The following is a 26,447-nucleotide window of genomic DNA, read 5'->3' on the forward strand; positions in this document are numbered from 1 at the left end:
TCCGAGAGGTATGGACACGCGACGGGTCGGCGTTCGGTTCGCGCTCGCGCTCTCGGCGCTCGCCGCTGTCGGGTACGTCGCGGGTGCGGACCGCGTGTTCGACGCACTCGCCGGCACCGACCCGTGGTACGTCGCGTTGGCCGTCGCGACCTCCCTGCTCTCGCTCGCGTGCTTCGTCGAGACGTTCGTGCAGGCCGTCAGCGTCGTCGACGACCGCGGGATGCGCGTGCGGGCCACCTACCTCGCCGGGTCGTTCGCGCGGAACGTCCTCCCGTGGGGGAACGTCGCGAGCGCCACGCTCGTCACGTACGCGCTCTCGCGTGATGCGAACACGGGCTACGAGCGCACGCTCGCCGCCGTCGTCGCCGACGAGTACGTCACCACCGCCACGTCGTTCGTCGCCGTCGTCGTCGGCGCCGCGTTCGCGGTGTCGGGCGGCACGGGCGACCTCGCCACGCTCGCCGCCACGGTGGGCGTCGCCGGTCTCGCGGTCGTCGCCGGCGTGTTCGCCGTCGCGCGCGCTCAACCCCGCGGCCTCGCCGACGCTGTCGCAGCCGTCACCGACCGCCTCCAGCGAGTCGCCGCGCGCGTCAGCCCCCGCGCCGCGGCCGCGCTCGACCGGGAGAACGTCACGGCGCGCCTCGCGGGGTTCGACGGCACCGTTCGCGCCATCGCCACCGACCGCGTCCGCCTCGCCACCATGACCGGGTTCGCCCTCCTCGGCTGGGTCACGATCGCCGCCACGCTCCACTACGCCGCCGCCGCGGTCGCGCTCTCGGTGCCGGTGTCGCTCGCGCTCGCCGTCGTCCCGCTCGCCGGCCTCGCCGCAATCGTCCCGCTTCCCGGCGGCATCGGGAGCGTGGACGCCGCCCTCCTCGGACTACTCGTCCTCACCACGGGCGCGCCGACCGCGCTCGCCGCGGCCGCGGCGCTCCTCTACCGACTCGTCGGGTTCTGGCTGCACTTCGCCATCTCGGCGCTCTCTGTAGCGTTCGCGCCGATTCCGCTCGACTTCAGATAACGTCGGTCTTCGCCGCAACCTCGAGCGCCGCGTCCTCGCTGATGCCCGCGCCGAGAATCGTGTAGCGGTCCCGGATCTCGTGGGCGGACGTGAGCGCCGCGATGACCTCCTCGTCGCTCACGCCGAGTTCCTCCGCCGTCGTCGGCGCGTCGATGGACGCGAGCGCGTCCCGCACCGCCGTCCAGTCCCCGCGCTCGCCCGAGTGCAGGAACTCGCAGAGGATGGCGCCGACGCCGACCTGATGGCCGTGCAGGGCCTTCCCGGGCGCGATGCGGTCGAGCTGGTGGCTGAACAGGTGCTCCGCCCCGCTCGCGGGCCGCGACGAGCCGGCGATGCTCATCGCCACGCCGGAGGAGACGAGCGCCTTCACGACCACCCACGCCGACTCCTCTAGCCCGGGCTTGATGGAGTCCGCGTTGTCCACCAGCATCTCCGCCGTCATCTCCGAGAGCGACGCCGCGTACTCCGAGTACTCGACGTTCCGCAATCGGTTCGCGAGCCGCCAGTCCTTCACCGCGGTGTAGTTCGAGATGATGTCCGCGCAGCCCGCGGTCGTCAGCTCCCAGGGCGCGTCCGCGATTATGCCCGTGTCCGCGACGACCGCGAGCGGCGGGTCGGCCGACACCGAATGCCGGGTGTCGCCCTCGGGCACGCTCCCCCGCCCGGAGACGATGCCGTCGTGGCTCGCCGCCGTCGGCACGGACACGAACCCGAGGTCGAGCGTGTCGCTCGCCATCTTCGCGATGTCGATGGCCTTCCCGCCGCCGACGCCCATCAGGAAGTCCGCGTCCGTCTCCTCTGCGGCCGCGATGACTTCCTGGACGGCGTCGAACGACGCCTCCTCGACCGTCACGATTGCCGGACTTCGCCCCGCGTCCTCCAGCTGCGCGACGATGCGCTCACCCGCGACCTCGCGCGGCGTCGGACTCGTCACCACCAGCGGGTCCCCGGTGAGGTGCACGTCGTCGAGGACCGCGCGCGTCTCCCCGAGCACGCCGTGCCCGATGACGACGTTCCGCGGGAGACGAATCCACGAGGATTTCTCGAACATACCGGCCAGTCACCACGAACCCCTATACGCCTTTTCCTAGACCGTGTCCAGCACGTCCAACAGCCGTTCCTCGGTCTCGCGCGCCGGCCCCACGTCCGCGCCGTCGCGGTCGCTTTCTGTGCTCTCGCCGACCGTGCGCTCCATCGCCTCCGAGACGGGCGTGGACTCCCAGCCGACGCTCTCCGCGCGATGGGTGTCGAGGACGTGCGGGTACGGCCGGTAGAGCGGGAAGTCCGCGAGGTCGAGGTCGACCGTGGAGAGTTCGCGTTCGCTCGCGTGCACGACCTCCACGTCCGTGTCGAGCGCGCTCTCAATCTCCTCGATGGTGCGTTCGAGCGTGATCGAGTTCTGGTCGCCCGCGTTGTACGCGTTTCCTGGTGTGCCGTTCTCCGCGACCAGTCGGAGAAGGTTCGCCACGTCCTCGACGTACACGCGCTGCCAGACGTTCGTCCCGTCGCCCGGCACCACCACGCGGTCGTGGTTCTCCACTCGATTCACCCAGTAGTCGAGGCGCTCCGTGTAGTCGAACGGCCCGTACACCACAGTCGGCCGGACGCTCATCGCGTTCACGCCGCGGTCCGCTGCCTCGAACACCGCGCGGTCGCCCTCCGCCTTCCGGTTTCCGTAGGTGTCGTAGGAGTCGTCCACGGCCTGGTCGGGCGTGCACTCCTTGATGGGCGTCTCGGCCTCGCGCTTCGGGATGTCGTCCCGGGCGTACGCCGCCCCCGACGACACGTACACGTACGCGTCCACGTCGGCGAAGATTTCGACTGCCGACCGCACCTCCTCGGGGTGGTACGCCGCGAAGTCGAACACCACGTCCGGCTCGACTTCACGCTTCGCGGACAGCAGTTCCTCGTCGTTCCCCCGGTCGCCGCGTACATGGTGGACATCCGCGTAGTCCACGAACGGGTTCTCGTGACTCCCGCGGTTGAACAGCGTCACGTGATACTCGTGCTCCAGGAGTTCCTCCACCGTGTGGCGGCCGATGAACCGCGTGCCGCCGACGACGAGCGCCGAATTCATACCCGGAAGAACCAGCGGACGGGAGTTAAGTGTGGGTGGCCGCCGACTCGCGCTCGGTCCGCGCGTCAGTCCGCGCTCCCGGTCGCGCCGAGGCGGCCGTCGAGCCCCTCGACCGAGGTCGGGAGGTCCGTGCGCGCGTCCGCCTCCGGGCGCTCCTCGATGGCCGCGCGGTACGCGTCCGGCATCACCTTCGTGAACCCGGCGAGCGCCGCGTCCCAGTCGTCGAGCAGGTCGCGAGCGCGCTCGGAGTCCGTGTGCGCGGCGTGGTTCTCCACCAGCCGCCGGAGCACCGTCCGGTCGCGGTCGTCCAGCTCGGATTCGAGACTGACCATGCCCTTGTTCGTCTGCGCTTCGAGTTCGTCGTCGGGGTCGAAGACGTACGCCACGCCCCCGCTCATCCCCGCGGCGAAGTTCTTGCCCGTATCGCCGAGCACCGCGACGACGCCGCCCGTCATGTACTCGCAGCCGTGGTCGCCGACGCCCTCCACGACGGCCTTCGCGCCCGAGTTCCGGACGCCAAAGCGCTCGCCGGCGACGCCGTTCACGTAGAGTTCGCCGTCGGTCGCGCCGTACAGCGCGACGTTCCCGACGAGCGTGTTCTCCGCGGGGTCGAACCCGGCGTCCGCGGGCGTCGAGACGACCACGCGACCGCCCGAGAGTCCCTTCCCGACGTAGTCGTTCGCCGCGCCGTCGAGGTCGAGCGTCAGCCCGGACGCGAGCCACGCGCCGAACGACTGGCCCGCCGTCCCCGTCAGGTCCACGTGAACGCTGTCGTCCGGCAGGCCGTCGCCGCCGTGCCGACTCGACACTTCGTGGGAGAGCCGCCCGCCGACGGTCCGGTCCTCGTTCGTCACCTCGGCGGAGACCGTGGTGGGTTCGCCGCCCGCGAGCGCCTCTTCGGCCTCCGCCGCGATGGCGGTGTCGAGGTGGTCGTCGAACGAAACGTCCTGCTCCATCGTCTTGTACCGGTCGTCGCCGGACGGTTCGGCGAGCACCTGCGAGAGGTCCATGTGCTTCGCCTTCGGGTGGTCGGTCTCCGTCTGTTCGAGCGCGCCCACCTGTCCGACCATCTCGTCCACCGTCTCGAACCCGAGGTCGGCCATGAGTTCGCGGAGTTCGCGCGCGATGAAGCACATGTAGTTCACGACGTGCTGGGGTTCGCCCGCGAACCGCTCGCGGAGGTCGGGGTCCTGCGTCGCGATGCCGACCGGGCACGTGTTGTTGTGGCACTGCCGCGCCATCACGCAGCCCGACGTGACGAGCGACCCCGTGCCGAACGCGAACTCCTCCGCGCCGAGCAGGGCCGCGATAGCCACGTCGCGCCCCGTCTTCAGGCCGCCGTCCGCGCGCAGCGTCACGCGCGACCGAAGCCCGGTCTCGCGGAGGAGCTGATTCGCCTCCGCCAGCCCGAGCTCCCACGGCAGCCCCGCGTGCTTGATGGACGTCTTCGGGCTCGCGCCCGTGCCGCCCGAGTGCCCGGAGATGTGGATGCAGTCGGCCTTGGCCTTCGCGCAGCCCGCGGCGACCGTCCCGATACCCGCCTCGGAGACGAGTTTCACGTGCACGCGAGCGTCGGGATTGCTGGCGTTCAGGTCGAAGATGAGCTGTTTCAGGTCCTCGATGCTGTAGATGTCGTGCTGGGGCGGCGGACTGATGAGGCCCACGCCCGGCGTCGAACACCGGACGTCGGCTATCATCTGATTCACCTTCTCCCCGGGGAGGTGGCCGCCCTCGCCGGGCTTCGACCCCTGCGCCATCTTGATCTGGAGGTCGTCCGCGGAGGAGAGGTACTCGGAGGTCACGCCGAACCGACCGGACGCGACCTGCTTGATGCGGCACTCGCGGTCGGTGCCGAAGCGCTCCGGGGGTTCGCCGCCCTCGCCCGTGTTCGCCTTCGCGTCGATCTCGTTCATCGCGCGGGCGTTGTTCTCGTGCGCCTCCGGGCTCAGACTCCCGAGGCTCATCGCCGCCGTCGAGAAGCGTTTCACGATGTCCTCCACGGGTTCCACGTCCTCCACGGGAATCGACTCCCGGCCGGAGTCGAAGTCGAGGAGGCCGCGGAGCGTCTGGAGTTGCTCGTTCTGCGTGTTGATGAGGTCCGCGTACTCCTCGAACTGCTCGTAGTCGCCGGAGCGCACCGCGCCCTGGAGCGTGTGCACGGTCTCCGGGTTCCACTGGTGGAAGATGCCGTTCGAGCGGTTCGTGAACTCGCCCTGCCGGTCGAGGTCCACGTCGTCGTCGTACGCGGTCGCGTGGCGCTGCCGGAGGTCAGCCTCGATTTCGTCCACGCCGACACCCTCCGTGCGGTTCGGCGTGCCCGTGAAGCAGTCCTCCACGAGTTCCGAGTCGAGTCCGACGACCTCGAAAATCTGGGCGCCCTGGTAGGACGCGACCGTCGAGATACCCATGCGGGCCATCACCTTCCGCAGCCCCTTCTCCATCGCGGAGACGTACGATTCGACCGCGCGCGGCATGTCGCCGTCCTCGTCCATGAGGTCGGTGACGGACTGGATGGCGAGGTAGGGGTTCACCGCGCCTGCGCCGTACCCGACGAGCGTCGCGAGGTGGTGGACCGTCCGCGGGTCCCCGGACTCCACGACGAGGCCGACGCGCGAGCGCAGGCCCTCGCGGACGAGGTGGTGGTGGACCGCGGCCGTCGCCAACAGACTGGGCACGTGCAGGCGGTCCGGCCCCAGTTCGCGGTCGGAGAGCACGAGCACGTCCGCGCCGTCAGCGATAGCGTCCTCGGCGTCCTCGCGGAGGCGGGTGATTGCGTCGCTGAGACTGCCGTCCATGTCGAACGTCGTGTCGATGGTGCGGACCTCCCGACGGCTCTCCCGGACGCCCGCGAGGTCGTCGTCCGTGAGCACGGGCGAGTCCAGTACTACCTGACGGGCGTGCGCCTTCGACTCGTCGAGGAGGTTCCGCTGCCGGCCCAAGCGGGTCTCCGTGCTCGTCACGAGGTCCTCGCGGAGGTAGTCGATGGGCGGGTTCGTCACCTGCGCGAACAGCTGTCGGAAGTACGTGAAGAAGGGACGGTTGAACTCGGAGAGCGCCGCGAGCGGCGTGTCGTCGCCCATCGACCCAACCGGGTCTTCTCCGTCTACTGCCATCGGCTCCACGAGTTCGTCGAGCTCGTCGTGCGTGTACCCGAACGCGGCCTGTCGCGCCCGCAGCTTCTCCACGGGATTCTTGGGGAGCGGGTCGTCGCCGTCAACGTGCTCCTGCTCCGCGTCCACCCACTCGCCGTACTTCTCGTCCGTGAGGTCGTCGAACACCTCGTCGTCCGGAATGACGCGGCCCTCGTTCGGGTCCGCGACGAACAGCTGCCCGGGCGTCAGGCGGCCGCGCTCCTCGACCTCGCTCGCCGGCGTGTCGAGCGCGCCCGCCTCGCTCCCCATCACGAGCCGGTTGTCGCTCGTCACCTCGTACCGGCACGGCCGCAGGCCGTTCCGGTCGAGCGCCGCCGCGATGCGCTCCCCGTCCGTCCCCACGACGAGCGCGGGGCCGTCCCAGGGTTCGACGAGCGACGCGTGGAAGTCGTAGAACTCCTCGCGCGCCTCGTCCATCGCGTCGTCGCCCTGCCACGCTTCGGGGATGAGCATTCGGAGAGCGTGCGGGAGGCTGCGGCCGGTCTCCGTGAGGAGTTCGAGCGCGTTGTCCACGCTCGCCGTGTCGGACTGCTCGGGGTCGTCGATGATGGGGCGGACCGTGTCGAGCTCCTCGTCGCTGAGGGTCGACGCGTCGAGGTCGGCCTCCCGGGCGCGCATCCAGTTGACATTGCCCTTGATGGTGTTGAACTCGCCGTTGTGGATGATGTTCCGGTAGGGGTGAGCGAGGTGCCACGCGCCGAGCGTGTTCGTGGAGAAGCGCGCGTGCACCATCGCGAACGTCGTTTCCATGCGGTCGTCGCGGAGGTCGGGGTAGTAGTCGCGGAGCTGGGTGCTCTTGAGGAGTCCCTTGTAGACGAGCGTGTCCTCGTCGAGCGAGCAGACGTAGAAGCGTTCGTGGTCGACCGCGTCCTCGACGGCGTTCCGGGCGACGTAGAGGTTCGCGTCGCCGGCGACGAACGCCTGCGCGACGTGGGGTTCTGAGTCCACGGCGGTCGCGCCGAGGTCGCTGTTGTCGGTGGGAACGTCCCGCCACGCGAGCGTGTCGAGGCCGTGGTCGGAGAAGACGGATTCGACGGTCTCGACGACGGATTCGCGCTCTGACTCGTCCTGTGGGAGGAAGAACTGACCGACGGCGTACTCGTCGGGGAGGTCGAGTTCGTCGTCGAAGAACGTTCGGGGTGTCTGGAGGAGGACGCCCGCACCGTCGCCGGTGTTCTCTTCGGCGCCGGTGGTGCCGCGGTGTTCGAGGTTTTCGAGGAGGTCGATGCCGTCGGAGAGTACGTCGTGGCTTCGCCCTCCGTCGAGGTCCATTACTACCCCGACGCCGCAGTTCGCGCTGGCGTCAGAGGGGTCTGCGAGAAGCTCATTGTTCCCCATAGGTGTATGGCATTGGTTGCCACGAACAGGGAAAAACCCACCCCTGATAGTATTACCTCATATTAGACCTGTGGAAGGGCGTATTATGCCCTAATATGTCTTGGCGAAGTACGCGGTTTTCGTAGCTTTATCGCCACAAAGCGTACATTCGTCCGCTTCTGGGTCGTGTTCTTCGTCGAACGGAACCATCACGATTTCTGCGGCGATTTTCTCCTTGATGACCTGCTCGCAGGCCTCGTCACCACACCACGGGGTCTTCACGTACCCGCCGTGCTTCCCGATGGTGCCGAGAATCTCCTCGGGAGAGTCGGCCTCCCGGATGTTCTCCGTGAGGTTCTCCTCCGCGGCCTCGTACAGTTTCTCCTGCACATCGGCGAGGTGCTCCTCCGTGGAATCCACTAGCCCGTCGCGGTCGATCACGGATTGCTCGCCGTCCGGCCGGTGCGCGAACGTCAGCTCCTCGTCCTCGACCTCGTTCGGGCCGATTTCGATGCGGAGCGGGACGCCCTTCAACTCCCACTCGTTGAACTTGAACCCGGGGTTGCGCTCGTCGCGGTCGTCGAGGTGGACGCGCACGCCCGCTTCCTCCAGTTCGGCCGCGACCTCCGTCGAGTACTGGAGCACGTCCTCGTGCGTGTCCTCCTGCCAGATGGGAACGATGACGACCTGCTCGGGCGCGACCGTCGGCGGGAGGACGAGTCCCTGGTCGTCCGAGTGCGTCATGATGAGGCCGCCGAGCGCGCGCCACGACAGCCCCCACGAGGTCGTGTGCGCGACCTGCTCTTCCTCGTCCTCGTCCACGTAGGTGAGGTCGTACGCCTCCGCGAACGACTGCCCGAGGTCGTGGCTCGTCCCGCCCTGCAGGCTCTTCCCGTCCGGCATCAGCGCCTCCACCGTGGTGGTGGTCTTCCCGCCGGGGAACTTATCGTGCTCGGGTTTCCGGCCGCGCATGACCGGAATCGCCAGCACGTCCTCGTACAGCCGCTCGTACTGCCCGAGCCGCGTGACCGTCTCGTCCCACGCCTCCTCGGCGGACTGGTGGGCCGTGTGTCCCTCCTGCCAGAGGAACTCCTTCGTCCGGAAGAACGGCTTCGTCTCCGTCGCCTCCCACCGAACCACCGAACACCACTGATTCAATCGGAGGGGGAGGTCGCGGTGGCTGCGCGTCCACTGGCTCATGTACGGCGTGATGATGGACTCCGAGGTGGGGCGGACGGCGAGGCGCTCCTCGAGTTCTTGGTTCCCGCCCTCGGTCACCCACGCCACTTCGGGGTCGAATCCCTCCACGAACTCGGACTCCTTGTCGAGGTAGGACTCGGGGATGAACATCGGGAAGTAGGCGTTCTCCACGCCCGTGCCCTTGAACCACTCGTCGAGGTTCTCCTGCACTTTCTCCCAGAGCGCGTAGCCGCGGGGGCGGGTGACGATGAAGCCGCCCATCGAATCCGGACCGTAGCTCGCGAGGCCCGCCTTCCGCACGACCTCCGAGTACCACTCCCCGGGGCTGTGCTCCTTGCTCTCGGTGATGCCGAGTTCCTGCTCGTTCTCGCTCATTACGCGAAGAGTCGCCGGATGCAGCCTTAAATCCCGTGAAGCGCGTCCGGCGGGACGCGCGGGCGACGGCGGGAAAACTTATGTGGTATGGGAACGTCCCCCACGATATGGGCGACACGAAACGTGGTCGCGAGCGGAAGGGAATGAACAAGCAGACGCAGCGCCGCCTCCGCATCGAGCAACGCGAACTCGAAGCCAGCGACGAACCGCCAACGATGGAGGACGAGGAACTCGCCATCGGCGACTAACTATCGCTGCGCGGACACCTATTGCGAAGTCTTTTATAATCCGCGACGGATAGGAGTTACCAAGCGGGTTTTCCAGACACTGTTCCCGCGGACGCGTCGGACCGGCCGGACGCACCGCTTTCCCACGATGATACCACACCTCCGGTCAGTGACCCCACGTCAGTATTGCGCCGATCCGGGCGCGCTACCGTGGGGTGGCCGGGACCCGGAACCCGCAGTTCGCGTACTATGAGTACGGTAGACCAGCAACTCGAAGACCTGCACGAAACGATAACGAACGAGATTCCGCCGGACATCACCGTCACGGAAGTCAAGTACGAGGGGCCCGAGCTCGTCGTGTACACGCGCGACCCGAAGAAGTTCGCGCAGAACGGCGACCTCATCCGGAACCTCGCGAGCAAGCTCAGGAAGCGCATCACCGTCCGCCCAGACCCGGACGTGCTCACGCGCCCCGAGAAGGCACGCGACGACGTGATGGACGTGATTCCCGACGACGCCGGCGTCACCAACCTCGACTTCCACGAGGACACCGGTGAGGTCGTCATCGAGGCGGAGAAACCCGGGATGGTCATCGGCCGTCACGGGAGCACGCTCCGCGAGATAACGCAGACCTCCGGGTGGACGCCCGAGGTCGTGCGCACGCCCCCCATCGAGTCCTCCACGGTGTCGAACGTCCGGAACTTCCTCAAGCACGAGCGCGAGGAGCGACGCGACATCCTCGAGAAAGTCGGCCGCCAGATTCACCGTGAGGAACTCTCAGACGACGAGTACGTGCGCATCACGACGCTCGGCTGCTGCCGGGAGGTCGGCCGCGCGAGCTTCATCCTCTCCACGCCCGACACCCGCATCCTCATCGACTGCGGCGATAAGCCGGGCGCGGAGGGCGAAGTCCCCTACCTCCAGGCGCCCGAGGCCGTTCCGCTGAACTCCATCGACGCGGTCGTGCTGACGCACGCCCACCTCGACCACTCCGCGTTCATCCCGCTCCTGTTCAAGTACGGCTACGACGGTCCCATCTACTGCACCGAACCCACCCGCGATTTGATGGGGCTGCTGACGCTCGACTACCTCGACGTGGCGGCGAAAGAGGGGCGGAACCCGCCCTACGAGTCCGAGATGGTGCGCAAAGCGATCAAGCACTGCATCCCCCTCGAGTACGGCGACGTGACGGATATCGCGCCGGACGTGAAGCTCACGCTCCACAACGCCGGCCACATCCTCGGGAGCGCCGTCTCCCACTTCCACATCGGGGACGGCCTCTACAACGTCGCTTTCTCCGGCGACATTCACTACGAACCGACGCGGCTGTTCAACGGCGCGGTGAACGACTTCCCGCGCGTCGAAACGCTCGTCATGGAGTCCACGTACGGCGGGCGGAACGACTACCAGACCGACCAGGAGGACTCCGAGGAGAAACTCAAGCGCGTCATCAACGACACGTACGAGCGCGACGGCAAGGTCGTGATTCCGGCGTTCGCCGTCGGCCGCAGCCAGGAAATCATGCTCGTGCTGGAGGAGGCGATGCGGGAGGGCGACATCCCCGAGATGCCCATCCACCTCGACGGCATGATATGGGAGGCGACCGCCATCCACACCACGTACCCCGAGTACCTCCGGGACGAACTCCGGGACCGCATCTTCCACGATGACGCGAACCCCTTCCTCGCGGACCAGTTCAACCACATCGACGGCGGGCAGGACGAACGACAGGAGGTCGCGGACGGCGACCCCTGCATCATCCTCTCCACGTCCGGCATGGTCACCGGCGGCCCGATTATGAGCTGGCTGGAATACCTCGCGCCCGACCCCGACAACCGCCTCGTGTTCGTCGGCTACCAGGCGCAGGGGACGATGGGGCGCCGCATCCAGTCCGGCCGGGACGAAATCGCGATGCCGGGCGACCGCGGGCGGAACGACCGCCTCAAACTCCGGATGGACGTCGAGACGGTGGACGGGTTCTCCGGGCACGCCGACCGTCAGGGCCTCGAGGACTTTGTGCGCACGATGAACCCGCGCCCCGAGAAAGTGCTGTGCGTGCACGGCGACGAGCGCTCCACGCAAGACCTCTCCAGCGCGCTCTACCACGAGTACAACATGCGGACGTTCGCGCCGAAGAACCTCGAAACCTTCCGATTCCTGTAAACTACCGGACGGCCGACACGTGGGCGACACCTAGTTGTGTCTCGCTCCGCCTATCGAACGTATGACTCGAGAGGCAGCCGACATCTCCGTTCTCTGCGTGGACGACGAACCGGGGATGGCTGACCTCGTCGCGACCTACCTCGAACGGTTCGACGACCGGCTTTCAGTCGATACCGTCGCCGATCCGCGCGAGGCGTACGACCGCCTCGACGACATCGACTGCATCGTCAGTGACTACGATATGCCCGACGTGGACGGACTCACGCTCCTCGAAACCGTCCGCGCGGACCACCCGCGACTCCCGTTCGTCCTGTTCACCGGCCGGGGGTCCGAGGACATCGCGGCGGACGCCGTCAGCGCGGGCGTCACCGACTATATGCAGAAGGACTCCGGCACCGACCAGTACCGCGTGCTCGCACAACGCATCCGGAACGCGGTCGAGCGCTACCGACTCGGGGAGCAGGCGGACGCGACGACGGAGCGCGCCGAAACCATCCTCGAAGCGTCCCCCGACCCGATTCTCGTCACGGAGCGCGGCCGCGTGACGTACGCGAACCCGGCGGCGGTCGACCTGCTCGCGGCGTCCCCGGACGACGACGTTCTCGGCACTACGGTCGACGACCTTTTTGTGCGGTCGCCCGCGCAACCGAACGGAACAGCCGCGGTCGAACGCCTCGTCGTCACCGTCGGCGAGCACCGCGTTCCCGTGGACGCGACCGCGCGCCGCGTCGCCTGGGACGGCACCGAGAGCGTGGTGCGCGTGCTGCGCGAGACGGCGACGTACCCCGTGACGGACGGCGCGAACCCCTACCGGGCGTCGCTCCTCGACTCCCTGTTCGAGACGAGTCCGGACGGTATTCTCGTCACCACGAGCGACGGGCGGATAACGACGTACAACGACCGCCTCACCGAACTCTGGGGCGTCCGGGAGTCGGTTCTCGACGACGCGGACGGCGAGCGCGTGTTCGATGCCGCCTGCGACGCCGTTGCGGACCCCGAGCGGTTCCGGGAGGTCGTCGACACCCAGTACGAGAACCCGGACAGCACCCACCACGAGCGCATCCGGCTCCGCGACGGCACCGTCCTCGACCAGTACTCCGCGCCCGTCTACGCCGACGACGGCGGCCGCCACGGCTTCGTCTGGTTCTACCGGGACGTGACCGACGAACACCGCACCGCGGCCGTGCTCGGGGAGAGCGTCGACGCGCTCCGCCGGCTCTACGAGGTCACGTCGGACCGCGAGCGGTCGTTCGACTCGAAACTCGACACCGTCCTCGACATCGGCGCGGAGTACCTCGACGTGCCGTACGGGTTCGTGTCACGACTCGACGAGACGACGCAGACCGTCGTCGAGTCGACCGGCGACCACCCGCTCCTCCAGCCCGGCGAGACGTGCCCGCTCGGCGAGTCCTACTGCCGGAAGACCGTCGAGACCGACGACGGACTGCTCGCCGTGCAGCACGCGAGCGAAGCGGGCTGGGCGGACGACCCCGCGTACGACGCGTTCGGGTTGGAGGCGTACGTCGGCGGGCGCATCGTCGTGGACGGCGACCTCTACGGAACGGTGTGTTTCGCGGATGACGCTGCGCGCGACCGGGAGTTCACGGAGATGGAGACGACGTTCGTCGAACTCCTCACGCGCTGGCTGTCCTACGAACTCGAACAGCGCGAGTACCAGGCCGACCTCGAGGCGAAGAACAACCAACTCGCGGAGTTTGCGAGTATCGTCAGCCACGACCTCCGCAACCCTCTGACGGTCGCGTCCGGCCACCTCGACCTCGCCCGCGACGAGCGGGACAGCGAGCACCTCGAACGCGTCGCGGACGCCCACGAGCGCATGGAACGCCTCATCGAGGACATCCTGACGCTCGCGCGCGACGGCGACGTGGTCGACGACCTACATCCTGCTGAGGTCGCCGGCGTCGCGGAGTCCGCGTGGCAGACCGTCGAGACCTCGGACGCCACACTCGACGCTACCACCACCCGCGAGGTGCTCGCCGATTCGAGCCGCCTCACACAGCTCTTCGAGAACCTCTACCGGAACGCGATAGAACACGGCAGCCCGTCCGTGACGGTCACCGTCAGCGACATCGAGGACGGGTTCGCGGTCGCGGACGACGGCGCGGGGTTCGGGGACGCGGACCCGTCGAAGGTCTTCGACGCCGGCTACACGACGAGCGAGGACGGAACCGGCCTCGGCCTCCGCATCGTCTCACGCATCGCCGAGGCGCACGGCTGGACCGTCGAAGCGATGGAGAGCGAGGCCGGCGGCGCACGCTTCGAGTTCACGAGCGTCGAGCACCCCTAAACGACGCCGTATACGGCTTCGTCCGGACGCCGTATACGGCTTCGTCCGGTGAGCGGTTGCCGTGCGCTGGGCGTCTAGACGAAGCCGTATCGGAGTGCTATCCAGCCGATGGCGCTGATGAAGAGAATCGGGGGGAGTATCATGAACCCCCAGAGGCCGTCGAGTCCCCACAGCAGGAGGAGGACGACGTCCGCGATGCCGAGCGCGAGGAACGGCGAAATGTAGAGGAACGCCCGCTTCCGGGAGCCGGTTTCGCGGTCGTCCTCCGGCGTTGGCGCGGCCATATTCGAAGTTGGGAGCGCAGTATGAAAAACGCCGCGTTCGACCGTGCGCCGCGAAACCCCGGACTTATAGATGTTCTCGGCCGTACGCCCGAGTATGGTTGGACTCTCAGACGCGAACACGGCGGAGGAGGCCGGGGACCCGAACCCGGTGTTCCAGTGGGTGTACCTCAATCAGTTCAAGCTGAAGCTCGTCCTCGTGGACGTGTTCCTCATCGCGCTCGGATTCCTCATCGCAAAGTACTTCGGGAACGACCTCGCGCAGGTCGTCGCGGCGATGCTCATCTGGTTCGGCCTCCTGTTCGCCCTCACGGGCGTCATCCTCTACGCGTACATTCGGTTCAGCGCGTGGCGCTCCGACCGATAGACGCACGGTTTTTCTCTCCACGCACCCATCCTCGAATATGCCCGACAGAATCGCGTCCGACAATCCCGCGGTCGAGACGGTCACCGCGACTATCGGCCGGTACGGCGGCACGACACGCCCCCAGATAGAACTCCCCGCCGACGATGGTGAGCGCTTCCCGGTCGGGGAGGTCGTTCGGCTCGTGCTCGACGGCACCGAGTACCGCGCTCGAATCGCGGAGAGCGGTGGCACGCCCGTGATTCGCGGGGCGTACGAGACGCCGCGACTCGCGCGCACGCCGAGCGAGGGCGAAAACCATCTCGTCGCATGGTTGGACGACACCGACCTCGACATCGGCCGGTCGGTGTCCGTCGATATCGTCGAAGCGGGCTACGCGTACGGCCTCCGAGAACCCGGGACGACCGCGTACTACGACGCGACGGAGAAACCGAGCGACAGCCTCGCGGACATCGCGCGCGACCTGGACGGCTAGTCGAGGTCGCGGAACGCCGCCCGGTAGTCGGAGTCGTCGAACGTCGCCGCGATGTCGTCCGTGCATTCGCGGTGTTCCTTGATGCGGTCTGAGACCGCGTCAGCCGCGTCCTCGTCGCCGGCGTCGAGGAGGTCGGCGCGGCGTTCGCAGAGGTCGAAGAGGTCGTCCACGACGGCCTCGTACGCGACCCGGCGCGCGATTCGGACGACGCCCGTTCGAATCTCGTCGGCGGACGCGGACGCGGGGAGCGTGAGGTCGACGCCGCGGGCGGTCTCGTCGCGGTCGCGCAGGAAGAGGATACCGCACTCGTAGTCGTGGTCGCGGACGTGTTCGACGAGTCCGTCGGCCGAGATGCCGGCCGTGCCGTTGAGCACCACGACGTCGATAGTGTCGTCGATGTCATCGGCGGTGCCTGCGTGAACGTCGTGGTCGGTGTGTGCGGCGTACTGGCGGACCGAGTCCTGCAGGTCTCCCAGCACGAGTACCGCGACCGCGTCGGCGCGTTCCGGCATCGTCGGCTCTCGGTTTGTGTCACTGCGTTCTGTGTGAATAAGTCTTCCGTCGACGCCCTCGTTCGGTTTCCTCGTCCCTTTGGGGTGTGTCTACGTCGTGAAACGCGACCTGGAAGTCGTCGAGCGCGAAGTCGGCGACGGTAGTGTCGAGCGTCGCGGCGACGGCGTCGATGCGGCGGGAGAGGGCGGCGACGGTCTTCGAGCGGTCCGCGTTCCCGTCGATGAGGGCGGCCCGGCGCTTGCAGAGCACGAACAGTTCGTCGAGGTCGGCGTCGTAGGCGGTGTGCGCGAGCAGGGATTCCACGGTGTCCACGACGCTCGCCCGGTCGACCGGTTCGGGGACGTTCGCGTCCGGTCCGCGGACATCGTCGTCGTGGTCGGCGGCGAGCAGGGCGACGTGCGCACCGTGGCGGTGGCTCCGCTCGACGAGCGACCCGTCGCGGTGGCGGCACGCGTCGAGGAGGACCACGTGAACGTCGTCCGAGAGGACGTCCATGGCCGCTCGTTCGGTCTCGACCGCGCGAACCTCGTACGACGGCAGCCACGACCGGTAGCGGTCGTGACGGTCGGCGTCGTCGACGACGAGAACTGTCGGACGCGGTGTCTGCCCCGCCATACTAGATTAATGTTTAGAACGTTCAACTATAAAATTATTGGCCGGGAAGGTGATGGTTGGGTTCGCGAGCACGCTTCTAAACCTTGTGCTCCACCGGTCGTGTTTTTGGGTGGGCTAAAGCCTCCGGTACGCCGGGTTTTGGGGCGTCTACCAGCAACCATCGCGTGCTAGGGTTACACAAGGTATACGAAAGGTTTAAGTTTGTTTCGCACCTACTGATGGTTAGGAAGCGTGAGGGAAAGGCGTTTGAAGCTTTCCCTCGCTTTCGGAGATTCACCATGAGCGAGACTACAATACGAACGTACTCCAGCGACCGCCAGCGCACCGAAGAAGAGACCACGACCACCGACGAGCAAGAGCACACCACCACCTGCCCCGAGTGTGGCGGGAAGCTCGTTAACGACGAGGAGCACGGCGAGACCGTCTGCTCGGAGTGTGGCCTCGTCATCGAGGAGGACGGCATCGACCGGGGGCCGGAGTGGCGGGCGTTCGACTCGGCGGAGAAGGACAAGAAGAGCCGCGTCGGCGCGCCGACGACGAACATGATGCACGACAAAGGGCTGTCCACCAATATCGGCTGGCAGGACAAGGACGCCTACGGCAACAGCCTGAGTTCCCGCCAGCGCCAGAAGATGCAGCGCCTCCGCACCTGGAACGAGCGCTTCCGCACCCGGAACTCGAAGGAGCGCAACCTGAAGCAGGCGCTCGGCGAAATCGAACGCATGAGCAGCGCACTTGGCCTCCCCAAGGAAGTCCGAGAGACGGCGTCCGTTATCTATCGGCGCGCGCTCGACGAGGACCTGCTCCCCGGCCGCAGCATCGAAGGCGTCGCCACCGCGTCCGTCTACGCGGCGGCCCGCCAGATGCAGACGCCGCGCAGCATCGACGAGGTCGCGACCGTCAGCCGCATCGACGAGATGGAGTTCAAGCGCACGTACCGCTACATCGTGCGCGAACTCAGCCTCGAAGTCGCGCCCGCGGACCCCGCGAGCTACGTCCCGCGCTTCGCGAGCGAACTTGACCTCAGCGACGAGGTCGAACGCCGCGCCCGCGAACTCCTCACGAACGCGCAGGAGCAGGGCGTCACCAGCGGCAAGAGTCCGGTCGGCCTCGCCGCGGCCGCGATCTACGCCGCGAGTCTGCTCGTGAACCAGAAGGTCACGCAGAGCGAAGTCAGCGACGTCACTGACGTGAGCGAAGTCACCATCCGCAACCGTTACCAGGAACTCCTCGAAGCCACCGAGGTCGGCGCGTAAGACCGCCGGCGGTCGCTGACACTCGCTCTCTCCACTCTTACTTCGGTCGGCGACTATTCGATTTCGACGTGCTTCTCTCCCGCACGGATAGCGACCGGAACGTGATTGCGCTCCGGCGGGACGGGGCTCGCGTAGCTCTCGTCAAGCACGCAGAAGGGCAGGTAGGCGAGGTTGAAGTCCAGCGCGACCTGACTCCCGGACTCCACGCCCGCGACGTCGAGTTCGACGTACCGGCCGATTTTCGGCGTGTCGTCGCCCGACGTTTCGTCCGTGAACGGCACGAACAGGCCGTCCTGGTTCGGCGCGTGGTAGCCCGCGAGGACGTGGTGGTCGCCGCCGAGCGTGAACCCGAGCGTCGCGGCGCGTTCGTACTCCGCGGCGGGGCCGCGCGTCAGCTCCATCCGCACGACCTCGGGGTTCTGGGCGCGCTGGAGGCGCGCGACCACCCGGAACTCGGGGTCGATGTCGTAGAGTACGAGGTCGTCACCGGTCTCCGGGAGTTCCATGTTCTCCCGGACGAACTGGCGTTTCTCCGCGCGGTGCTCACGGACGCGCTCGCGCCACGCGTCGCGGTCGAGGTCGGGTTCGGCCATATCCGGGGTTTCCGGCGGAGCGCCGTAAGCGGTGCGTTCGCTCACCGCCGCTGAGAGTGTCAGTAACCCACAAGCGGTATGCGTCTCGGGAACGCACACCGGGACGATGTACGAGATACTGCTCGCGGTCGACGAGAAGGACGAACACGCGAAAGCCCAGGTCGACGCGGTCGTCGACCTCCCCGGTCGGGACGAGATTCACGCGCACGTCTTCCACGACTTTCAGGACAACCCCACGGGGGCGTCCATCGGTCAGCTCGCGTCCGCGCGACACGCGAAGGACACCCTCGAAGACGCCGGTATCGAGGTGACGCTGCACGAGACGAGCGGCGACCCGAGCGAGGCCATCCTCGACACGGCCCGCGACCTCGACGTGGACGCCATCTGCGTCGCGTCCCGCAAACGCACGCCGACCGGGAAAGCGCTGTTCGGGAGCGTGACGCAGGCGGTCATCCTCGGGTCGGACCGCCCGGTCCTCGTCTGCGGCGCGGAACAGTAGGCAACACACGCGCGTTTCGAACGAGGTGGCCCGCACGCCATCTAACCCGGCCACAAGGTTATACAAGCCGTACGGCGTGAACACGAACAAGGGGCATTCTGCCCTCCCGTACTTATGCCACCCGAAGAACCGTCGTCGGACGACGCCGCGGAAACCCCCACGGTTCTCGCGGTCGACGACGACACCGACCTCGCCGACACGTACGCCATCTGGCTGGACGAGGAGTACGACGTCCGCACCGCGTACGGCGGCGAAGACGCGTTGTCGAAACTCGACGATGACGTGGACGTGGTGCTGCTCGACCGCCGGATGCCGGGGCTGTCCGGCGGCGAAGTCCTCGAACACATTCGCGAGCAGGGCTACGACTGCCGGGTCGCGATGCTCACCGCGGTCGAACCCGACGACGACATCGTCGACATGGAGTTCGACGACTACCTCACGAAACCGGTGACGCGCGAGGAACTCGTCGAGGCCGTCGAGGACCTCTACACGCGGCTCACGCTGGACGACGCGTTCCAGGAACTGTACGCGACGACGTCGAAAATCGCCGTGCTGGAGTCCGAACTCTCACCCGAGGAACAGCAGTCGAGCGAGGCGCTCGACACCCTCCACGCGCAGGCGGACGCCCTCGAGGAACGGACGCAGGCGCGGATGGACGAGTTGGCCGACGCGGAGGAGGCGTTCCGCGAAGCCGACTTCTAGTGTTTTTGTAGGCGGGCGTCGAACCCGCGGTATGCACGTCGCAGTGCTCGGCCCGGGCGCTATCGGGTCGGTGTTCGGCGGTCGACTCGCGCGGAGCGGCGTCGACGTGACGCTCGTCGGACGGCCCGGCGCGCACGTCGACGCGCTCCGCACCGACGGTCTTCGGCTCACGCTCCCCGACGAGACGACGGAGCGCGTTCCCGTGGACGTGACAACCGACGCCGACACCGTCGACTCCGTAGCTGTCGTGCTCGTGTGCGTGAAGGCGTACGACACGCGGAGCGCGCTCGCCGACGCCGAGCACTTGCTCACGGACGCGGACGTCTGCACGTTCCAGAACGGTCTCGGGAACCCCGAGACACTCGCGGAGTTCGTGCCCGCGTCCCGGGTGCTCGCCGGAACGACGAGCCACGGCGCGACCCTCGAAGCGCCGGGTCACGTCCGGCACGCGGGCGTCGGCGACACCTACGTCGGGAACTACTTCGCGGACACCGACACGACGGCGACGGCGCTCGCCCGCGCGCTGACCGACGCCGGCATCGAGACGACGGTGGTGGCGGACGCGGAGCGCGCGGTCTGGGAGAAAGTCCTCGTGAACGTCGGGATCAACGCCGTGACGGCGCTCGCGGGCGTGCCGAACGGCCGCCTCGCGGACACCGACCCCGGCGAGCGCGTGCTCCGCCGCGCGGTCGAGGAAGCCGCCTCCGTCGCGGACGCCGAGGGCGTTTCCCTCACCGTCGACCCCGTCGCGGCCGCGTCGCGGGTCGCCCGCCGCACCGCGGAGAACGTCTCCTCGATGCGCCAAGACCTCGAACGCGGACGGAAGACCGAAATCGACGCGTTGAACGGCGAAATCGTCGCTCGCGGCCGCGACCACGGCATCGAAACGCCGGTGAACGAGACGCTGACCGACCTCGTGCGACTCGCGCAGACGTAGGCAGTCACGTGCGCCTCACGCGGTGATGAGTTCGCCGTCGACGACGAGGCGGATGTTGTAGTACGCGCCGTCCCACAGGAGGTACGCGTGACTCGCGCCGCCGCGAATCGATCCCTGCTCGTCGACCGCCGTCCGAACCCGCTCGACGAACCGCCGCGCCGCCGCGTCCTCCGACAGACACGGCTCTACTTGCGCCTCCATCGCCGACTCGGCTAACTTCTGCTCGGCGGACGTGAGCGCCCGGTATCGAACGGGAACGATCTGGCGCTCGTAGTCCTCGTGCGGGTACACTCGCTCGATGAGGATTCGCGCTGGCCGCGCGCAGTCACGCCCACGGTTCAGACAGCCGGCCAGGCCGCCGAGCGCCGCCGCTGTCGCGACGACGACCGAGCGTCGGGACACGTGCGTTCGCATAGGTCGGTCTCCGGGGCCGGTTCGCGGCTCCGTCGTTCGCCTCTCGAACGCGCTGTGATAAATTCCTGACGGGTACGCTAGGCGTAGGTGTCCTCGACTGTTCGTTCGAGGACGCTGTCGCGTCGGAGGACGAGGTAGAGCACGAGGAAGTCGTGTTCGGCGGGGTCGAGGACGAACACGTGGTGCGGGCAGTCCTCGAAGTCGTCCAGTCTGTCGAGGAGTGGTTCGAGCGGCGCGGTGCCGTCCCGGAACTCGGTGTAGAGGTCGCGCTCGCCGGGTTGACTGGCGAACGTGTAAACTGCGCCGTTCGGTTCGCCGTCCGTGCTGTACGTAGTTTGTGAGTTCACGCCGAGGTTCTCGCGGCGGGCTTCCTCCATGGTGTCGAGCGCGTCCTCGAACAGACCGGTCGCGCCGCGGACGTACGTGATGCGGGTGTCCTCCACGGTTTCGTACGCCTCGAAGCGCGCGATACCGTCACTCCAGGCGAGGGTCGCGCTCACGCGGTTGCCGGGCGCGAGGGCCTCGCCGGCGTCCTCGACGCGTACCGGTTCGTCGTCCCCGTCGAGGGGGACGAGCACGAACGCCGCGCCGTCGGGCGTTCGCGAGCGCACCCGGTACTCGCCGGTCGTTCGAGCTTCCGACATACCCTGGGATTGCACCGAGCCGCGTAAAAGCCCCTCGTCAGCGCTCACTCGGGAACGAGTTCCTGGAGCGCGCGTACGTCGACGCTCGATTCGAGGGTGTCGAGCGCGCGTGAGACGTCCGCTCGCCGGCGGTCCGCGTACTCGTTCAGTTGGGTTTCGTCCACGTTCGGGAGGGTGACGGGGCGGTCCCGGGGCTCCGACTCATCCGCGCGCCGAACGGATTCGAGCGCGCCGAGGCCGCGGCCGAGCGTTCGTGCTGCGTCCCGCTGTGCGCCGGTGGCGTCCGCGAGTACTGCACCGGCGACCGCTGCCGCCTCGCCGAGTGCGCCGGTCGTGCCGTCCACGAGGTCGCCCGGCTCGGTCATGCTCTGTGCCTGGTCCGTGTATCGGGCCGTGAACGCGGTGGTGATGCGCTGGGACGTGTCGATAGCCGTGGTGAACAGTGTTGTCGGTGCGTTGGCGTGGGCGAACGCGGCGTACGCGGCCGCGTAGAGGTGGTCGGTCGCGAGTAGCGTTCGCGTCGGGTCGGCGGTCAGGGAGTGCGCGATGTCGTCGCTCAGTTGGACGAGTAGCTGGCCGCGCACTCGACAGTACGCGTGGAGTAACTCCACGCCGGCCGCTGCGGCCGCTGCCCCGTCGTGCCGTCGGCCCGCGAGCGCGTCGTGCACCCGGAGCGATAGGTCGCCGTACCAGTGGTTCGTGTCGAGGGCGTCCCGGAGTTCGGGCAGGAGGTCGGCTCCGGCGTCGGGAAGCACTCGTTCAAGCTCGGGTTCGATATCGCCGGTGGTGTCGGTCATCGGCTCGCTCTCCACTCGAGCTTACTGACCGGTCAGTCAAAAACGTTCCGTCGCGGCTGGCTACAGACCCCCCACCTGCCTGTTTAAGAGTTCTACAAACGAGATCGGGTGGTTTGAGGGTGAATCGGAGTCTGTCGAGGAAAGATTCTCCGTTGGGAGAGAACCTGATCGAATCTCGACTAGTATCGTTCGTATTGGCTCACTCGAGTATACGCACCGGGTCGATGAGGAGATGGATTCGTTGCTTGACTGGGTGACGACGCATCAGGCGGAGCTCGCTCGTCTCGATTACGACTAACTTTCACACGAGACTCCGTCCCATTTCTCAATGATTGAGGCAGATCTCGGGGATTATTCACCGTACTCAATTAAGTATGGAACAGGGTCTACCTGAGCTCTACTGCTTTAACGACTAGTATCGCAGGGACTAACGAAAAATGAATGCGGATCACTCAACACGGCTCGCTGTTTTCGTTGAGTTACGCCTTCACTACCCCAAGACACGGCATCTGAGTGATACCGTTACAGCTTATAGAGACCATACCCGCCTCCAACTGCGAAGCCAACGCCAAGAAGAATAGCTATTCCAGTCCAAATTGGGCCGAGCGGATTGAACTCCCCGAGAACAACTGCGATTATCAATACTCCAAGTAGTGAAACTAACCCACATAATACGGAAAGTCCCAGGGTACCAATTGCATCTAAGATCCCATTAGTCACCACCTGTTGAGTCCCTTTTGAGGTGGAATCCTTCGACATAGTTAGAATACCAACTCGGAGTAGCATAAATCCTTAGCACGGTTGTATGGCGGTGAACGGCTCCATGTGCGCGGCGAGGACCCGTGGAGTGAACAGCCGAAAGCGCGTTGCCTCTCGTGCTGCATCGAGGAGCACCTGCATAACGTCCTCCTGAATCGCTCCCTTCGACGAATAGACGTCTGCATCGCTAAGAAGCGAACAGTCGAGCCATGTCTCCTCGCTCGGCGTATCGACGAGCGACGCAGCCTCACGAAGCCCGCTGAGTTGCTCACGATACCGTTGATGGAGCGTGAAGGCGCACGTTCGTAGACAGTCAGATGCCACTCCCCATCGGTATAGACGACAATACCTGCCTTCTCCAACTTCCGCATGACGCTATCAAGCGTTGACCGTGCGATCTCGACCTCTGGAAGGAGCTCTTGTTTCGTCCGGGGACTGGCGTCCAAGGCTCGGAGACTAGTGTAGGTTGAGGAGGAGGGGGCCACGTCACGGGGGTCAGCCATACGCTTACTAGTTAGAATTCCAATTAATCAATTTCACTCACTATATTGGGCGAGTATAAGCACTTCCTACCGAAGAGACCTCCGTAGATGGGCCTGCTGTGTATGGCCCTCAGAAGCCGTAGCGGTCGTGGGCGTCATCGATGGGGAGGATTTCGAGAACGCCGACCTCGTCATCGTCCTCGTAGATATCGTAGAAGACCGTCCACGTCCGACCAATATGCATCCGATGCCGGTCTTCTCCATCGATTGGGAGGCGTTCTTTGTCTCTTTGGCCTCGTCCGGGATAGGGGTTGTCGGCGAGATAGCCGAGGTTCTCGCGGACGATCCGTTCAGTCTTCTCGTCTACAGCGGTGAGAAATTCGTTGACGTCCGGGTGGAGGAGGACGGTGTAGTCGTCCTCAGGCATCGTCGAGGGCGACGAATTCCTCGCGGGAGTCGTCCATTTCCGCGAAGCGCTCGGCGAGCTCTTGGCGGCGGCGTTCCTGGGCGAGCGACTGCAACAGGTCGTCGTACGTCTCCCCGGGTTCTTTGAGCTCGTGGAGCTCCTTGCGCGTCTCTTCCGTCACGGGAATTCGTTTATCAGCCGACATTGCTTTACCAGGACGTACAGGACTGACAGCCTTAACAGTTACTCCCGAGCGCGGTTCGATCCCCCTGACCGCGTCTTCGAGAACGGCTCTCCGTATCGAGATATTGTCCGCTCTGACAGGGGAGCCCCTCCGAAGGGAGTATACACCAATCAAGAGCCGTGGTTACCGTGGTGGTGGGCTGTAGGAATCCAAACAGCCAGGTTGGGACGTCCCGGGGGAAATTTTGTAGAGCGACATACGGTGTACGAGTCGATGCGGGATTCAGAACTGGAACGGGAGCGCGACGGCGACGGCGGTGGCGAACACGCCGAGTGCGAGGAGGAGGGTGTTCGCGAGGCGGTTGGAGGCGGTGGTAAGGGAGAGCGAGTAGCGGTTCGCGGTGAGCGGCCAGAAGAGGGCGACGCCGGACGGCGTGAGTGCGTCTGCGACGAGGTGGGCGGTGATGCCGTACGTCCCGACGAAGAGAGCGAGCGCGGCGAGTGGAATACGCGCACCCGGGGCGACACCGGGAAGCGAGAGCGCCGCCGCGGCGAGCAGCGCGCCGACGAGCCACGCGAACGCGAGCGTGTGCGTCGACCCCCGATGAGTCACCCCCGGAATCCGGTGGTCCCAGTCGGGGACGCGGGCGAGAGCGAGCACGCCGAGCAGGCCGGCGAGCGCGGCGCTCGACCGACCGATGGCGAGCAGGACGGCGAGAACGGGCGCGTAGAGGAGGAGGCTGACGCCGTAGTGGCCGGTGCGATACATGCGAGAGTGCTCGGCCGGCGGGCGGTAATAGTTATCGCCGGTTAGTCGTAGCGCGCGAGCGCGAAGACGACCATCGCCGTGGAGGCGGCGACGCCGAGGCCGAGCAGGTACCAGCCGGTGGTGTAGCCCGCGGTGTCCGCGACGAACCCGAAGAGGGGCGGAACGACGAGACCGCCGATGTTGAGTGTTATCTGTCCGGCGGCGGTCGCGGCCCCTGACTTCCCCTCGGGGGCGAGCGCGGTGACCGCGCCGTGGTAGAGGCCGGTGAAGCCGAGCAGGCCGAAGCCGAGGCCGGCGAACACGACGAGCAGCCAGACGCCGCGGGCTTCGGGGAGCGCGAAGAACAGGACGGCGGCCGCGGCGACTTGAACGGTGAGCACGCGGAGGCTGGCGCGCGCGGCGGTACCGCGGATGCGGTCCGCGATGCTGCCCGCGCCGATGCGGCCGATACTCCCCGCCACCTGCATCAGGGCGAGCGTCGCGCCGGCGAACGCGGTGGTGGCGGGCGTCGCGTCCTCGATGTAGGGGACGGTGTACCCGGTGAGGGTGAAGATAGCCGCCCCGAGGAAGAACCCGGCGAGCGACAGAACGAGCAGGAGGCGGTCGGCGGCGATGGCGCGGATGTCCGGGAACTCCATGCGTCCGCTGCCGCCCGTACCGTCGAACGTGAGCGCGTACGCGGCGGCGACGAGGAAGCCGACGGCGGCGATGACGGCGAAGCTCGCGGGCCACGTCGGGACGACGAGGTGGTTCGTGACGAACACGGCGCTGATGGCGCTCCCGGCGGTGACGCCGACCTGTTTCAGGCCGACGGCGAGGTTGTATCGGCCGCGGGGGGCGCGGCTGGCGACGGCGCGGTTCGTCGCGGGCATCCCGGTGGCGTACGCGCACCCGAGGACGAACACGGCGACGAGGAGGCCCGGATACGTGCCGGCGAGCGGGAGGCCCGCGCCGGACGCGGCGACGCCAGCGGCGCCGATTGCGAGCCCGACGAGGCCGCCGACCATCGCGGGGTGGTCGCCGTACGCGTCGACGACGGCCCCCATCGGGAAGAGGAAGAGCGTGTAGCCGAGCGTCATCACCGACACCACGAGCCCGACCTCGAACCCGCTCAGGCCGTAGGTGTCACGGAACGAGGAGGTCGCGGCGAACACCGCGTAGTACGTGGCGGACGCGACGACCTGCCAGGCGGCGACGGCGGTGACGCCGCGCCAGCTCCGCGAGGACGCGCTCGCACTCACTGCGCCCACGCGACGAGCGCGATTCCGACGAGCACCGCGAGCAGGTAGGCGGGGTGGCCGGCGGCGTACTCGGAGAGCGGTGTCACCGCGGCGGCGTAGTCACCGGCGGCGAGCGATTCGGAGAACGCGGTGGAGGACCGCGTCCAGAACGCGAAGTGGCCGGTGCCGAGCAGGCCGAACCCGGCGCCGAGAAGCTGTTTCGGGCGCGAACTCAGCGCGGTCGCGAGGGATGAGGGAAACGCCATACGTCTCCCCTCCGCGCGAGAGGGAAAAAGCGTAGCGACCGACTACCGGATGTCGATACGGCGGCCGGATTCGTGGGTGCGGCCGAACGCGAGTTCGAGCACGCCGTTCCGGTAGGTCGCGTGCACGTCCCCGGTGTCGGCGTCGGCGGGGAGGGAGAGGCGTTCGTGGACGCGTCGCCCGAGGGCGGCGTTCCCCGCCGCTTCGTGTTCCGCGTCGATGACGACGACACCGTCCTCGGCGTGCACGTCGAGTTCGTCGCGCTCGAACCCGGGGAGGTCGACGACGAGCGTGTGCGTGTCGTCCGTGGTCTGTCAGTCGTGCGTCATTCGGTGGTTCAGGCTGTCGAGGCCGCTGTACGCGCCGGGTTCGCCGGCTTCGCTGCGGTTCCAGCGCGTCCGCACGTCGTCGAACGCGCGGTCCATCTGCTCGAA

Annotated in this window: 27 protein-coding genes and 1 pseudogene; 10 read left to right on the plus strand and 18 right to left on the minus strand. The window is 67.1% G+C overall.

The genetic code is table 11. The features are described from left to right. The first annotated feature begins 10 nt into the window (after window positions 1-10). Complete coding sequence (locus U3A55_RS14880) at window positions 11-1,021, plus strand: flippase-like domain-containing protein (protein ID WP_330992282.1); 1,011 nt, start codon at window positions 11-13, stop codon at window positions 1,019-1,021. Here the strand turns inward: U3A55_RS14880 and U3A55_RS14885 are convergent. The 4 genes from U3A55_RS14885 to proS all read right to left on the minus strand — a co-directional run bounded on the left by U3A55_RS14885 (window position 1,014) and on the right by proS (window position 9,142). Further along, on the minus strand, window positions 1,014-2,072 hold the full coding sequence (locus tag U3A55_RS14885) for an NAD(P)-dependent glycerol-1-phosphate dehydrogenase (protein ID WP_330992283.1): 1,059 nt from the start codon (window positions 2,070-2,072) through the stop codon (window positions 1,014-1,016). The genes U3A55_RS14880 and U3A55_RS14885 overlap by 8 nt on opposite strands. 36 nt (window positions 2,073-2,108) lie before the next feature. After that, window positions 2,109-3,098 carry an NAD-dependent epimerase/dehydratase family protein gene (locus U3A55_RS14890; protein ID WP_330992284.1) on the minus strand — a complete coding sequence of 330 codons (990 nt, stop codon included), beginning with the start codon at window positions 3,096-3,098 and terminating at the stop codon, window positions 2,109-2,111. Window positions 3,099-3,163: 65 nt separating this feature from the next. Then, window positions 3,164-7,522: a glutamate synthase large subunit gene (gltB, locus tag U3A55_RS14895; protein WP_442978310.1), complete on the minus strand. Its 4,359-nt coding sequence runs from the start codon at window positions 7,520-7,522 to the stop codon at window positions 3,164-3,166. A gap of 156 nt (window positions 7,523-7,678) precedes the next feature. Continuing rightward, window positions 7,679-9,142 (minus strand): proline--tRNA ligase, encoded by a 1,464-nt coding sequence (proS, locus tag U3A55_RS14900; protein WP_330992286.1) that lies wholly within the window; start codon window positions 9,140-9,142, stop codon window positions 7,679-7,681. 107 nt (window positions 9,143-9,249) lie between these two features. Here proS and U3A55_RS14905 point away from each other — a divergent pair, with 107 nt between their 5' ends. From U3A55_RS14905 to U3A55_RS14915, 3 genes are all read left to right on the plus strand, one after another. Next, window positions 9,250-9,390 (plus strand): hypothetical protein, encoded by a 141-nt coding sequence (locus U3A55_RS14905; protein ID WP_330992287.1) that lies wholly within the window; start codon window positions 9,250-9,252, stop codon window positions 9,388-9,390. 228 nt (window positions 9,391-9,618) lie between these two features. Further along, the gene (locus tag U3A55_RS14910) at window positions 9,619-11,532 is read left to right on the plus strand and encodes a beta-CASP ribonuclease aCPSF1 (RefSeq protein WP_330992288.1); all 1,914 of its coding nucleotides are present in this window, start codon (window positions 9,619-9,621) and stop codon (window positions 11,530-11,532) included. A 61-nt stretch (window positions 11,533-11,593) separates the two neighbouring features. After that, window positions 11,594-13,840, plus strand: coding sequence for a response regulator (locus U3A55_RS14915; RefSeq protein WP_330992289.1), 2,247 nt, complete (start codon window positions 11,594-11,596; stop codon window positions 13,838-13,840). A 74-nt stretch (window positions 13,841-13,914) separates the two neighbouring features. Here U3A55_RS14915 and U3A55_RS14920 read toward each other — a convergent pair whose 3' ends face one another. Continuing rightward, entirely contained in the window at window positions 13,915-14,124 is a 210-nt protein-coding gene (locus U3A55_RS14920) for a hypothetical protein (protein WP_330992290.1), read from the minus strand. A gap of 94 nt (window positions 14,125-14,218) precedes the next feature. Between U3A55_RS14920 and U3A55_RS14925 the strand changes: the two genes are divergently transcribed. After that, window positions 14,219-14,488, plus strand: a complete 270-nt coding sequence (locus U3A55_RS14925) for a hypothetical protein (protein ID WP_330992291.1) — start codon at window positions 14,219-14,221, stop codon at window positions 14,486-14,488. A gap of 37 nt (window positions 14,489-14,525) precedes the next feature. Beyond that, a complete protein-coding gene (locus U3A55_RS14930) occupies window positions 14,526-14,960 on the plus strand; it encodes a DUF7112 family protein (protein WP_330992292.1) in 435 nt (144 codons plus the stop codon). Here U3A55_RS14930 and U3A55_RS14935 read toward each other — a convergent pair. Next, window positions 14,957-15,472, minus strand: coding sequence for a hypothetical protein (locus U3A55_RS14935; RefSeq protein ID WP_330992293.1), 516 nt, complete (start codon window positions 15,470-15,472; stop codon window positions 14,957-14,959). The two genes, U3A55_RS14930 and U3A55_RS14935, sit on opposite strands and share 4 nt — an antisense overlap. A 19-nt stretch (window positions 15,473-15,491) precedes the next feature. After that, a complete protein-coding gene (locus U3A55_RS14940; protein WP_330992294.1) occupies window positions 15,492-16,088 on the minus strand; it encodes a HalX domain-containing protein in 597 nt (198 codons plus the stop codon). 278 nt (window positions 16,089-16,366) lie between these two features. On the opposite strand from U3A55_RS14940, the gene U3A55_RS14945 reads away from it, so the two are divergent. Continuing rightward, a complete protein-coding gene (locus U3A55_RS14945; protein ID WP_330992295.1) occupies window positions 16,367-17,344 on the plus strand; it encodes a transcription initiation factor IIB in 978 nt (325 codons plus the stop codon). Between the two features lie 53 nt (window positions 17,345-17,397). On the opposite strand, the gene U3A55_RS14950 is transcribed toward U3A55_RS14945, so the two are convergent. Continuing rightward, complete coding sequence (locus tag U3A55_RS14950) at window positions 17,398-17,937, minus strand: DUF1684 domain-containing protein (RefSeq protein ID WP_330992296.1); 540 nt, start codon at window positions 17,935-17,937, stop codon at window positions 17,398-17,400. Between the two features lie 106 nt (window positions 17,938-18,043). Here U3A55_RS14950 and U3A55_RS14955 point away from each other — a divergent pair, with 106 nt between their 5' ends. From U3A55_RS14955 to U3A55_RS14965, 3 genes are all read left to right on the plus strand, one after another. Further along, entirely contained in the window at window positions 18,044-18,436 is a 393-nt protein-coding gene (locus tag U3A55_RS14955; RefSeq protein ID WP_330992297.1) for a universal stress protein, read from the plus strand. A gap of 114 nt (window positions 18,437-18,550) precedes the next feature. Then, complete coding sequence (locus tag U3A55_RS14960; RefSeq protein ID WP_330992298.1) at window positions 18,551-19,138, plus strand: response regulator; 588 nt, start codon at window positions 18,551-18,553, stop codon at window positions 19,136-19,138. Between the two features lie 31 nt (window positions 19,139-19,169). Then, entirely contained in the window at window positions 19,170-20,075 is a 906-nt protein-coding gene (locus tag U3A55_RS14965; protein ID WP_330992299.1) for a ketopantoate reductase family protein, read from the plus strand. A gap of 15 nt (window positions 20,076-20,090) precedes the next feature. Here U3A55_RS14965 and U3A55_RS14970 read toward each other — a convergent pair whose 3' ends face one another. The 10 genes and pseudogenes from U3A55_RS14970 to U3A55_RS15015 all read right to left on the minus strand — a co-directional run. Then, window positions 20,091-20,489 carry a hypothetical protein gene (locus tag U3A55_RS14970; RefSeq protein ID WP_330992300.1) on the minus strand — a complete coding sequence of 133 codons (399 nt, stop codon included), beginning with the start codon at window positions 20,487-20,489 and terminating at the stop codon, window positions 20,091-20,093. Between the two features lie 77 nt (window positions 20,490-20,566). After that, entirely contained in the window at window positions 20,567-21,133 is a 567-nt protein-coding gene (locus U3A55_RS14975) for a DUF6663 family protein (RefSeq protein WP_330992301.1), read from the minus strand. Window positions 21,134-21,177: 44 nt separating this feature from the next. Further along, entirely contained in the window at window positions 21,178-21,945 is a 768-nt protein-coding gene (locus U3A55_RS14980) for a hypothetical protein (RefSeq protein ID WP_330992302.1), read from the minus strand. Window positions 21,946-22,452: 507 nt separating this feature from the next. Next, a complete protein-coding gene (locus U3A55_RS14985) occupies window positions 22,453-22,689 on the minus strand; it encodes a hypothetical protein (protein WP_330992303.1) in 237 nt (78 codons plus the stop codon). Between the two features lie 612 nt (window positions 22,690-23,301). Further along, complete coding sequence (locus U3A55_RS14990; protein WP_330992304.1) at window positions 23,302-23,598, minus strand: type II toxin-antitoxin system RelE family toxin; 297 nt, start codon at window positions 23,596-23,598, stop codon at window positions 23,302-23,304. Next, window positions 23,591-23,782 carry a hypothetical protein gene (locus U3A55_RS14995; RefSeq protein WP_330992305.1) on the minus strand — a complete coding sequence of 64 codons (192 nt, stop codon included), beginning with the start codon at window positions 23,780-23,782 and terminating at the stop codon, window positions 23,591-23,593. Before U3A55_RS14995 ends, U3A55_RS14990 begins: the two co-directional genes overlap by 8 nt. A 261-nt stretch (window positions 23,783-24,043) precedes the next feature. Then, on the minus strand, window positions 24,044-24,529 hold the full coding sequence (locus U3A55_RS15000) for a metal-dependent hydrolase (protein WP_330992306.1): 486 nt from the start codon (window positions 24,527-24,529) through the stop codon (window positions 24,044-24,046). Between the two features lie 41 nt (window positions 24,530-24,570). Further along, window positions 24,571-25,770 (minus strand): MFS transporter, encoded by a 1,200-nt coding sequence (locus tag U3A55_RS15005; protein WP_330992307.1) that lies wholly within the window; start codon window positions 25,768-25,770, stop codon window positions 24,571-24,573. Next, window positions 25,767-26,015: a hypothetical protein gene (locus U3A55_RS15010; RefSeq protein WP_330992308.1), complete on the minus strand. Its 249-nt coding sequence runs from the start codon at window positions 26,013-26,015 to the stop codon at window positions 25,767-25,769. Before U3A55_RS15010 ends, U3A55_RS15005 begins: the two co-directional genes overlap by 4 nt. Before the next feature lie 42 nt (window positions 26,016-26,057). Further along, window positions 26,058-26,309, minus strand: a pseudogene (locus tag U3A55_RS15015) (Hsp20/alpha crystallin family protein); the annotation flags it as partial. Window positions 26,310-26,447 lie beyond the last annotated feature (138 nt).

Source organism: Salarchaeum sp. III (assembly GCF_036418315.1).
In the GTDB taxonomy this organism is placed as follows: Archaea; Halobacteriota; Halobacteria; order Halobacteriales; family Halobacteriaceae; genus Salarchaeum.